At 49.6% G+C, this 10,866-nt stretch carries 10 protein-coding genes; 5 read left to right on the top strand and 5 right to left on the bottom strand.

Features of this window, described 5'->3' with window-relative positions; genetic code table 11:
• Positions 1-757 precede the first annotated feature (757 nt).
• From RDM26_RS07955 to RDM26_RS07945, 3 genes are read right to left on the bottom strand one after another with little or no spacing between them, the layout of a single operon-like run.
• The gene (locus tag RDM26_RS07955) at positions 758-1,432 is read right to left on the bottom strand and encodes a putative N-acetylmannosamine-6-phosphate 2-epimerase (RefSeq protein WP_307738438.1); all 675 of its coding nucleotides are present in this window, start codon (positions 1,430-1,432) and stop codon (positions 758-760) included.
• Between the two features lie 2 nt (positions 1,433-1,434).
• The gene (locus tag RDM26_RS07950; RefSeq protein ID WP_307738437.1) at positions 1,435-2,373 is read right to left on the bottom strand and encodes an ROK family protein; all 939 of its coding nucleotides are present in this window, start codon (positions 2,371-2,373) and stop codon (positions 1,435-1,437) included.
• Positions 2,370-3,287: a dihydrodipicolinate synthase family protein gene (locus RDM26_RS07945; RefSeq protein ID WP_307738436.1), complete on the bottom strand. Its 918-nt coding sequence runs from the start codon at positions 3,285-3,287 to the stop codon at positions 2,370-2,372. Before RDM26_RS07945 ends, RDM26_RS07950 begins: the two co-directional genes overlap by 4 nt.
• A gap of 383 nt (positions 3,288-3,670) precedes the next feature.
• Between RDM26_RS07945 and RDM26_RS07940 the strand changes: the two genes are divergently transcribed.
• Positions 3,671-5,197, top strand: a complete 1,527-nt coding sequence (locus RDM26_RS07940) for a sodium:solute symporter (RefSeq protein ID WP_024058640.1) — start codon at positions 3,671-3,673, stop codon at positions 5,195-5,197.
• A 160-nt stretch (positions 5,198-5,357) separates the two neighbouring features.
• The gene (locus tag RDM26_RS07935) at positions 5,358-6,164 is read left to right on the top strand and encodes an alpha/beta fold hydrolase (RefSeq protein ID WP_307738435.1); all 807 of its coding nucleotides are present in this window, start codon (positions 5,358-5,360) and stop codon (positions 6,162-6,164) included.
• Between the two features lie 54 nt (positions 6,165-6,218).
• Here the strand turns inward: RDM26_RS07935 and RDM26_RS07930 are convergent, their stop codons facing one another.
• On the bottom strand, positions 6,219-6,989 hold the full coding sequence (locus RDM26_RS07930) for a GntR family transcriptional regulator (protein WP_307738434.1): 771 nt from the start codon (positions 6,987-6,989) through the stop codon (positions 6,219-6,221).
• A gap of 342 nt (positions 6,990-7,331) precedes the next feature.
• Between RDM26_RS07930 and RDM26_RS07925 the strand changes: the two genes are divergently transcribed.
• From RDM26_RS07925 to RDM26_RS07915, 3 genes are read left to right on the top strand one after another with little or no spacing between them, the layout of a single operon-like run.
• On the top strand, positions 7,332-8,705 hold the full coding sequence (locus RDM26_RS07925) for a sugar porter family MFS transporter (protein ID WP_307738433.1): 1,374 nt from the start codon (positions 7,332-7,334) through the stop codon (positions 8,703-8,705).
• A gap of 25 nt (positions 8,706-8,730) precedes the next feature.
• Positions 8,731-9,543 (top strand): alpha/beta fold hydrolase, encoded by an 813-nt coding sequence (locus tag RDM26_RS07920; RefSeq protein WP_307738432.1) that lies wholly within the window; start codon positions 8,731-8,733, stop codon positions 9,541-9,543.
• A gap of 22 nt (positions 9,544-9,565) precedes the next feature.
• Positions 9,566-10,471 (top strand): alpha/beta hydrolase fold domain-containing protein, encoded by a 906-nt coding sequence (locus RDM26_RS07915; RefSeq protein ID WP_307738431.1) that lies wholly within the window; start codon positions 9,566-9,568, stop codon positions 10,469-10,471.
• Between the two features lie 2 nt (positions 10,472-10,473).
• Here RDM26_RS07915 and RDM26_RS07910 read toward each other — a convergent pair.
• Positions 10,474-10,866, bottom strand: a 393-nt coding sequence (locus RDM26_RS07910; RefSeq protein ID WP_307738430.1) for a hypothetical protein, incomplete at its 5' end; no start/stop codon positions are given.

The raw sequence follows: 10,866 nt of genomic DNA, 5'->3' as shown, positions 1-10,866 counted from the left end.
CAAGCAGAAGACGGCATACGAAGAAACACCCGGTAAAATCACCGAGGTGACTCCGATAGCACCGGTGGCAACCGATCCGGGCAGCTGCAAGAAGAAACCATTCGTGGAGATTCCCGTAACCAAAGGAGTCCAATACCTGCTTGACGGCAAAGAGGTGGCAGCCGGTAAGCACGAATACGCCTACGGAAAGCAAATAACAGTTACCGCCAAAATCTCTGATACCAGCAGCTATCGTTTCGCTACGGGGTCAGTAACTAAATGGACTTTCCAGGCTATGGTTCCGCAAGGATGCGAGGCTACACCGGGCAATCCGGATAAAGATAAGCCGGGTACCGGAAAGCCGGGAACTACCGACAGACCGGTAGCGCCTCCTACAGATAACCCCGCAAAATCGGGTAAATCCAATAGCGCGGGGACAGGAGATAATACTGCTAACTCGCGCGGTGGGAATCTAACTCGCACCGGCGCTTACGGCGGAGCATTCGCACTAGCTGCATTAATACTGATAGTTGCAGGCACTAGGATTCGTAACCGTCGCTTAGAATCATAAGGCTAAGATATCTACCCGGTTTTCCTGATAGCAGCGGCGGCGTGGAATCGATGCGAAAGCATTGAAGCTACCACGCCGCCGCGAATAGCTAATAACCGCAGATGCAAATAGTTTTGGGGGGTGTCTGGATTAATCCAGCGCCCCCAAACTTTTCTCTTGTCTTATAAAGTCCCCGTTTGTAACTGCAAATAAACAGACGTATAGGTTCTAACCCTTGATGGCGGCATTGAACCAGCTAGTAATACTGGTGGGATGGGTAATCGCGGTGCCGACTACTACCGCCCAGGCTCCCGCCTCCATAACTTGGCGTGCCTGCTGCGGGGTGTGCACTCGTCCTTCACATAGCACTGGAAACTCTGGAAATTCCGCAGTCATTTGGGCGAGTAACTCAAAATCTGGTCCGCCAGTTTTGGGTCTATCTCCCGTATATCCCGCCAGAGTGGTAGATAAAATATCGGTTCCTGCTTCAGCTGCTTGCCGAGCATCCTCGATACTTCCGCAATCGGCCATCACCACTATGCCCTCATCATGCAAGGCAGCAACAGTTTCCCCATAAGTTAGACTATCGGGACGAGGACGACGGGTAGCATCTAGCGCCACAATATCGGCTCCTGCCATTGAGCAGGCGCGAGCGTGACGCAAAGTAGGAGTGATAAACACGCCCTCGTGCCCCTCTTTCCAAATCCCCAAAACCGGGATTTCAACCTGTCCTTTAATCGCAGAAATATCCGATAAGCCCTGACAGCGAATCCCAACGGCGCCACCTTGCTCAGCGGCTAAAGCTATCTGAGCCATAGTTTCACTGTGCCGCATCGGTTCGCCCACATAGGCTTGTACGCTAACGATTAATCCCCCTTTAAGGGACTGGATTATTTGATTCATGATTATCCTAGATTCGTATTTGCCCAAATAGCTGCACCTATTAGGGGGGCATTTCCTCCCAGAGTGCCACTGATTAGGGGAGTGTTCTTTACGGGGGTGAGAGCATCGGCTTGGAAGCCAGCTGTTACTGCCTGCCACCATTGCTTACCGGAATGGGTAACCGACCCGGAAACTATAATGGCCTGGGGATCAGCCAAGTTGCAGATACCGGCCAGGGTTTGACCTAGAGCGTATCCAGAGTCATAGATAACCTGGGTTGCCCACGCTTCTCCTTTTAGGGCGCGTTCGGTGATTTCGCGTCCGCTTTGCGCCCTCGGGAGATTAGCCGGTTTATCCCGGTTATACAGTTCTACTTGACCACTGCCGGAAGCCACGGTTTCGATATGACCCTTGGCTCCACAAGAACAGGTTAAACCGGCAGCTAACGGGTGGGGCAGATGCCCAATATGACCGGCGGCGCAGTGTGCGCCAAACTGGACTTGACCATCAATAACTAGCCCGCCTCCCATACCGGTTCCCACCGCTGCGGCCAGGATAGAGGAATAGTCTTTACCGGCTCCCAGGGTTGCTTCCCCGAGGGCGTGGGCGTGCACATCATTGAGGACGAAAACTTTCGTGTTGAAAGCTGCCTTTACCTGTTTCGCTAGTTCGGTTCCGGTCCAGCCTTTAATCAAATCGGTAGCAGAAATAACCGTTCCCCGTTTAGGGTCAATCACCCCCGCAGCGGAAATGCCGATTGCCTGGATTTGGGTTATGCCTTCGGCTTTAGCTGTGTCTTTAGCGTGGCTTAATGCTTCGATAATGGCGGCTACTACTGCCGCGCTACCCTCACTGGCGGGGGTAGAACGCGAATAGTTTGCCGCTACTGTCCCTTCGGCAGTATTAACTACCGCGGATGCTATCTTAGTGCCGCCCAAGTCGGCGGCGAGGATATAGCTCATTTTAAGAGCCCTACTTGCTCAAGTATGGCGCGTACGCGTTCAACATTTTCCCCTTCGAGGGCTTTAACCGGTTCGGTAACCTGGTTGGTGTTGAAAACTCCCAGCAGTTGCAGGGCAGTTTTGAAGCCACCTACTCCCGCTCCGTAGCCTTGAATACCGCTTGGTACTGCGGTAATACGCATTAGGCGAGCTAAATACTCTTGTTCTTTCCGTACGGTTTCCCAATCCCCGTTCTGGTAGGCGCGCCATTGGCGGACGTAACCCTCGGGATCTACATTTCCCAGGCCGGGTACGCATCCATCAGCGCCGGACATATAGGCGCCATCAACCACGACTTCGTGCCCAGTTAGGAGGGTTAAGGGGTGACCGCAATCGCGATTTTCCTGGCAGAGGAAACGGAAAGAAACATCGTCACCGGAAGAGTCTTTTACGCCGGATAACACCCCGTCTTTACCGAGGCGAATAATTAAATCTACTGGCAGTTTAACGTGTACACATACGGGAATATCGTAAGCGAATAGGGGCAGGTCGATGGTCTGGTGAATCAGGCGAAAGTGGCGTTCGATTTCCGCTAGTCCCCCAAGAGCATAGAACGGAGCGGTAGCAACAATCGCATCTACCCCGAGTTCTTTTGCTTCTTTGGCGTGTTCAATAACCCGCATAGTTTCGGTATCAATACAACCGCCCAGTACTGGAACCCGATGATCTACGATTTCAACCGCTGTTTTCAGGACTTCCCGGCGCATTTGGTCGGTTAGGAAGGCGACTTCTGAGGAGGAGCCGAGGACGAATAAGCCGTCTACTCCGGCTGCAATCATTCGTTCTAGGTGACGCTTATAGGATTCTTTATCGAGTTTGCCGTCCTTGGTTAGCGGGGTAACTACCGGGGGAACGATACCGGAGAAATCAGTCATTTCTTTTCCTTTTACTTAGTGGATTTATCTGTTTGTAGAGTACTCGCGTGGGAAGAGGGCTGCTTAAGTAATTGTCACAGTAGAAACATCGTTGCCTCTCTGTAAGCGGTAGGTTCTTCCGCAGTTCAAATCCGTCGTTAGTTGTCTGACACTTAGAGCATAATTCATTGATTTGGTTGACGCAAGGGTTTTGGGGATATTCTTTATAGTTCCTTGTTAATAGCTATTTAAGGGTTGAGTATTAGTGGGTGGGAAAAATATGCTGATATAAATTGTCAGATAAATTACTATTTTTTCTATGTACACGTTGAAGTCGCAACGGTAAAGTGACACTCGTAACTCAAGTAGTTACCTAATCCCAATGACGAGAAAGCTGTAATTAAATGAAAACTGAATTTGGTACTGCGAACTGGATAGTTTTGATTGCATACCTAGCGGCGATGTTGGCGGTAGGTGCTTATTTCACCAGGCGTGCTAGCAAAAATACAGATGCCTTCTTTAAAGCAGAAGGAAAAATCCCGGCCTGGGCAGCGGGATTCAGTATGTATGCCACAACTTTGAGCGCTATTACTTTTATGTCCACTCCCGAGCAAGCGTTCAACAATGACTGGGCTTATGCTATCGGATCCTTGAGTATCATGATGCTGACTCCGGTCTTTATCAAGTTTTATATTCCTTTCTACCGGAAACTCAAGGTAACCACCGCATACGAGTATTTAGAGGAACGATTCAATCCGGCGATGCGAGCTATTAGCTCCCTATTGTTTATGATTTACCATATTGGGCGCGTGGCAGTGGTCATCTACCTGCCTATTATTGCAATTACCTCTGTTTCCTCTATTAATCCCATCGTCGTGGCGGTAATCGTTGGGGGACTGTGTATCGTTTACACCTTCTTAGGTGGCATTGAGGGCGTGGTGTGGTCTGATGTAATCCAAGGATTCCTATTATTAGGGGGAGCTCTCCTGGTGTGCATTATAGGCATATCCGCACTAAATGGTGGGTTTGGCGAGTTAGTTACTTCAGCTGCCCATGACGGAAAGCTACTTTCAGGGCAGAACTTCCAATTTGAACACATGGATAAGTTTGTGCCGGTGATTTTGCTAGGCCAACTGGCTAACACGCTTTACCAATACACCGGAAGCCAAGATGTGGTGCAGCGCTATCAGGTAACAAAATCTATTAAAGAAACTGAAAAAGCCTTGTGGACTAACTTCTTCCTGGGGCTAATCACTATCCCGATTTTCTTTGGTATGGGCACAATTCTTTGGTCTTTCTACGCCGATAATCTCCCAGAGATTCTAGAAAAGAATACTGCTGGTCTGGTTCCCTATTTCGTGATTACTCAGTTGCCTGCCGGGATTGCTGGCCTAGTAATTGCCGGTATTTTTGCGGCTGCACAATCAACTATCGCTTCAAGTCTGAACGCTATCTCCAGTTGTGCGGTGACTGATTTTAAGCAGCGTTTCTTTGCGAACCGCTTAAAAGGTCTGTCCGATGTGGCACTAGCAAGGATCATTATTGCGATTTCCGGGTGTTTCTCTCTGGCAGTAGCGATCTATTTCCTATTGCATGATGCGAATGAAACCTGGAATATCTTCCTTACAGTTTCCGGGCTGTTCGGGGTGCCGGTAGCGGGGATTTTCTTTATCGGAATCTTCACTAAAAAGGCGAACTCAGTAGGCGCTATAGCAGGGCTTATTATCAGCGTGTTGGTGGGAGTAGGAATGAAATTCTTCCTGCCAGAAGGATCAATGTTTTCTTCCGCGCTGATGATAGCGTTTATTGCCTTCGTATCTTCTTTGGTATTCTCCTATCTGATCAGCCTAGTATTTCCGAAAGCCAATAAAGAAGTTACGGGACTTACCTATGCCACCATCGATGAGGACTATGTTCGTCCGGTGGCCTAGAAGCTCCGCTAGTATTAGCTATCCATTCAAATAAATGTAAGCAGATAAGTCTTAAATGCCTTTTAGTGAAGACAGCTAGTCGGAATAGTTGTTGGCAGTGCTCTGCTTTTCTTGGATACATATCGCCAAGAAAAGCAGAGCACCATAGCAAGGAGTAAAAATGCTTAGTTATCTGGTAGCGGGAAATCCTACTCGCCCTCTAATTATTTTGGTTCATGGAGTAGAAGACTGCGCGATTGCCTGGGCGGATTATATTGACCATTTAAAGTCTCGTTACCTGGTGGTTTCAATAGACCATAAAGGACACGGTTTTTCGCCTCGATTTACCGACCAAGAGTTAGAAGATCCTTTCGAGGCCTCATTTTCTGCCCTGGTGCACGCGGTGCAATTTATCGAAAAAACCTTTGGTAAAAAAGCTATTTTCGTGGGGCATTCCATGGGGGGCGCCCTCGTTACGAAACTGGCTGCGCGCCACCCTGAACTGGTGGCAGGGGCGGTAGTAGAAGATCCAGCGTGGCTGTCGCAAACTTACCGTCAAAACTATGTCACTAATATTCCGACTGCTCTTAGCCAACTTGAGTCCTGGCAAGACCCAATGGTGGCCTATAACTGGGGGAGAAAGCGGCGTCCCTGGTGGCCGGGGGATACCATGATTGGTTGGGTTTTTGGAAAGCTCCGGTCGGATTCGGGACTGATAGGAACCGGGGTAGTTAGTTTTAAGGAAAACTGGCAAGACTTGGTGCAAGAAATTGCGGTTCCCCTGGTGGTGGTTTCTTCGGATCAGGAATCAGATATCGTGGGGAAAACCGGGTTAGCACAAACCGATGCATTAGCTAATCGGAATGTGAAAACAGTTTTTATTCCCGGCTGTGAGCATACGCTGCGGCGTAACAAACCCCAAGAATTCAACCGGTTAATCGATCCCTATCTGATGAAATGGGCGGATGCGGAAGAAAACCGTAGTTAGGGGAGGGTGCTGGTAGCCGAGACTCGCCCTCATGGCAGGAAATAGAAAACTGGCTTAAGCGGGCAGAGCCTCAATGGATTCTATTAGAGGCGAATAGTGGTCTTGTACCGCGGCCATGTATCCCAATGTGTCTCCCGCTTCGGCGGCTTTGAGCATAGCTCCATGCGCCTTGGTAGTTGCTACCATATTTTCTTTCCCGGCAGCCGGCAAGACAGGAAGTACCGACATGTGCACCAGCCAGAGGGAGTTCATTAGTTCTTCCAGCAGGATGTTGTTCAATTCGGACACTAGACCAGTGTGAAACTCTATGTCCTCAACTAAGAATTCCTGACCGTTACGAGCTTTTTCCACCATAGTGTCAACTAGCTGATGTAAGTGAGTCAGCTGCTTTCCAGCCACTTTCATTACTATTTCACGGGCTAACCCAATATCAAGAGTTTGGCGAACTTGCACGACTTCTTTTAAGGAAGTCAGGCTGGTAGATTTTAGCGAAGAACGCAACACCATCATTTGGGCAAAAGGACGTAAAGACATTTCTCCCACGTAGGTTCCGCGTCCTTGGTGAACGGTAACAATATCTAAAGCCTGTAATTGTCTTAAGGCTTCGCGCACGGAAGAGCGGGAAACCCCTAAGCGTTCACACAGTTCATTCTCCGTAGGTAGTGGGTCTCCGGGTTGTAAATGCTCTTCAAGTATGAAACTTTCTATCGCAGCCAGAGCACCTTTAGACCGTGAACGAGGATTCTCCAAGCTCTTTTTGTCATGTAGTAAGCGCCGGTAATCGTCCACTGTGGAGACTGATTCGGGGGTAACTGTCTTGTCCATATGATTCCTCTATCGCAACTACCTTGTTTTATAGATTACCATTCCCCATTGAACGATAGTTGTCTGATGATAGCTATGTTATAGAGCGCAGCAGAGCGATGCGATACTCTTTCGTTTTGTAATGTAGATAAGTCAAAAACTACCTATTTGTTTTGTAGGTTTGCGCGAAAAAGCTGATGTTACTAGCTCTTGATTGCTCTAGTAATTTCAGCTTGACCTAACGTTATGTTAAACTTGCCTGGTATCTGAGTTTCAATCAGATGTTCGGAGTGATGGTGCTATCCGGTTCTGTTTAGACCAGGACATCATCTGGAGCAGTCGATTCTACAAAAGAGGTAAATCGTGAATTCATCAGATGAATCAAGCGAGCAAGCGAATAAGGTAACAAGTAAACGAGTAATTTGGGCAACTTTAGTGATTGCTCTGGGAGGGCTGCTTTTTGGATATGACAGCGGAGTCATCTCCGGTGCTCTTCCCTCGATGACGAAAGATTTTAACCTGGACGCTATTCATTCAGGAATGGTGGTTAGCTCCCTGGTAGTAGGGGCTGCCATTGGGGCGCTCAGCGCCGGGAGAATATCTGATCGTTTCGGCAGGAGACCGGTATTAATTGCGGCATCTGCAATCTTCGTCTTGGGGGCAATCATCGCGGCTTTTGCCCCCAATGTTCCGGTAATGATCGTGGCGCGGGTAATTCTCGGTTTAGGGGTAGGTACTGCTTCCAATATCGTTCCGGTGTTTATTTCGGAACTAGCTCCCGCCCATATTCGCGGACGCTTGGTCTCGCTCAACCAGCTGATGATTGTCACCGGAATCATGATTGCTTATATTGCGAACTATGCGCTGCACGGCGTAAGTCACGATTGGCGCTGGATGTTCGGAATTTCGATAGCCCCGGCGCTGCTATTTGGTATCGGTATCATCACTCTTTCGGAGTCGCCGCGGTGGCTGGTGTTAGATGGGCAGGTCGATAAGGCACGGCAGGTTCTGCAAAGCGTTCGGGAAAGTCAAAACGTAGAGGACGAGCTAACCGAAATTAAGGCTTCGATTGGCGGGGAACAAGGAAACGTAGGCTTTCGCGCCTTGGGGGAGCGCCGGTTGCGCCGGGTATTAATCGCCGGAATCGGTCTGCAGATTCTAGGACAGCTAACAGGCGTGAATGCGGTGGTATTCTATGCCCCCACTATTTTTAAAGGAGCAGGTTTAGGCGATAGTAGCGCAATTCTAGCTACCGTGGGTATGGGGGCGATTAATATCGTTGCCACCTTTATCGGTATGGCATTAGTAGACAAGATTGGGCGTACCCGGCTGCTGGCCAGCGGCTCTTTCCTAATGACCATCTTCCTAGCTGGGTTAGCGATTGATTTAGCTATAGGCGGCCAGGGAACTACCAGTGCAATTATTGGTTTAATTTGCGTATTTGGTTATATCGCGGCAGTTGCCTCCACCTTGAACGTGGTAGTGTTCATTATTGCTTCCGAGCTTTACCCCCTGAGCGTTCGCGGTACCGCGATGAGCTTAACTATCGGCGTGAACTGGACTATGAGCTTTATCGTCTCTCTAACTTTCCTTAGCCTATTTGAAACCTTCGGTGGCCCGGGAACTTTCGGGGTCTACGCGCTGACCTCCGCCGCGTTAGGGATTTTTGCGTTGAAAGTTATCCCGGAAACCAAAGGTAAAACTCTAGAAGAAATTGAACGCGACTACGCCAGCTAACGCGCGAAAAGTTAAGGTAAATACTATGGAAAATACAATTCCAGAAGGTCAGATGCTGGCCTATACCATGGCGGGAGCTGCAGATAGGTCACTGATTATCGCTACCCACGGGGTTACCGATAATGCGTCCTCGTTAGCAAACCTGCAAAAATACTGGTCAAACGATTACCGCGTAGCCTGTGTAGACGCGCGTGGGCACGGGCTGTCACCACGTTTTAGCCGCGAAGCCCTGCTTGACCCGCTAGCTACTGAAGTCGCCGATATGATATGCACGATTGAGCACCTTAACGCTGGCGAGCCCGCTATATTAATCGGGCACTCAATGGGGGCAGCGGTAATGAGCGCGGTAGCGTTCTGGCGATCAGATTTAGTTAAGGCCTTGATTTTGGAAGAACCTGCCTGGCTAACACCACAACAAGCTACCCAATACAAAGACGGCGCAGCGGAACTGGCGAAACGAATTAAATGGATGCTAGCCGAACCGGCAGCGGCGTTATCGGAAAACCGCCGCGACTATTCCAGCTGGTCGCTCGCGGAATCTTGCGGATGGTTGCAGGGGAAACTGCAAGTCGATTTAAGTTTTGTTGCCCTCGGCGAAGTTAGCCCGAGGCAGCCTTGGGAACAGATTGCCCGCTCGCTCAACATACCGACCTTGCTGATTACCTCCGATGGTGAGGACGTGTTGATAGGGCCGCAGCGGCTAAAAGAAATCGAGAACCTGGGCAACAATAACTTAAAGACGGTGGTTCTTCCGGGAACCCGTCACTGCGTACGCCGGGAAAAAGAAGCCGAGTTCTATGCCCTTTGTGACGATTTCCTAGCCAGTCTAGATCATTAGAGTTTCAACGGAGAAGAGAATAATGGATAGCAAAATACTTTTAGATTCCGAGATAGCCGCGGTTCTTGATACAGTTCCACCCCAAATGGCGTGGGATCCGCCGGCAATGCGGGCAGCGGGCGAAAAAATGCTCAGTGGCGAGATTACGTTACCTGCCGGTATCACCCGGGAAATAATGCAGGTGGAAAGTAAAGACGGTTACCAGGTTGAACTGCGAGTGTTCCGCCCAGAAAACCGCGAACCGCAAGGGGTTATCTACAGCATTCACGGTGGGGGAATGATTGCGGGGCAAGCTCGCTATGATGATGGCTGGAACGGACAGCTAGTGGCAGAAACTGGCCAGTGCGTTGTTAGCCCCAACTATCGCCTCGCCCCCGAGAATCCCTATCCTTTGCCATTACAGGACTGCGTGGCGGGTTGGCAATGGGTGAAAGCAGAGTTTCCGGCGCTCCCGAGCGTAATTTATGGGGATAGCGCCGGAGGTAATCTGGCGGCAGCAGTAACCTTATTCAGTCGGGACCACGGGATAGCACTTGCTGACCGAGTGTTTCTAATTGAGCCAGTTTTAGATGATCGGCTGGACACAGTCTCTATGCAAGGTGGACAAGACACTCCGGTATGGGATTTGCCTAACGCTAAAGCCAGTTGGAAAGCCTATCTAGGCGGGGAGAAAGCTGATATTTATGCGGCTCCGGGCAGAGCCAGTGACTTATCGGGGTGGCCGGAAACTTTCCTGGTAGCCAACCAATGCGATCCCTTGCGAGATGAAGATATTAGATTTGCGCAGACCTTAACGGAAAGTAACGTTCCGGTGCGCCTAACGCTGCTTCCAGGCACCTGTCATGGCGTATTAGGGCTGCAAGGCCCGGCTATTGCCGACCAGGCACGCGAACTGGTGATTAACACGCTAAAATCAGCGGGGATTTAGCCCTAACGGCATTTGCTCTTAATCTCTAAATCGCTCAAACCTATCAGCCCTAAAAAGTCAGCCACTTTTTCTGCGCCATAATGGGAAATGCGGTGGAAATCAGAACTATTGTGGTGTCTCTTACTTTTGCCTAATCTGGTTTGACCCGTGGGCGCTGGGGCGGTAACTTTGTATTCGTTGCTGAGCGACGGAGCCGGCGGGAAGCGAGTTTTCCGCCGATTATTTTTTGCTCGCAATAAATCCTGACCGGCCAGTTTGGTTGGTTTGTGGTTTGGTTGTTTGTGTTCTCGATAGTGTGTTTTTTTGTTTTGTTTGTGTGGGATTGAGCTGGGCTTGCTCTGGTTTTTTGGGGTGGGTTTGGTTTTTTCTGTTTTTGTTTTTTTGATGCTGATGAT

It is taken from the genome of uncultured Varibaculum sp. (genome assembly GCF_902489465.1).
Taxonomy (GTDB): domain Bacteria; phylum Actinomycetota; class Actinomycetes; order Actinomycetales; family Actinomycetaceae; genus Varibaculum.
This window is presented reverse-complemented; position numbering and strand designations above follow the sequence as displayed.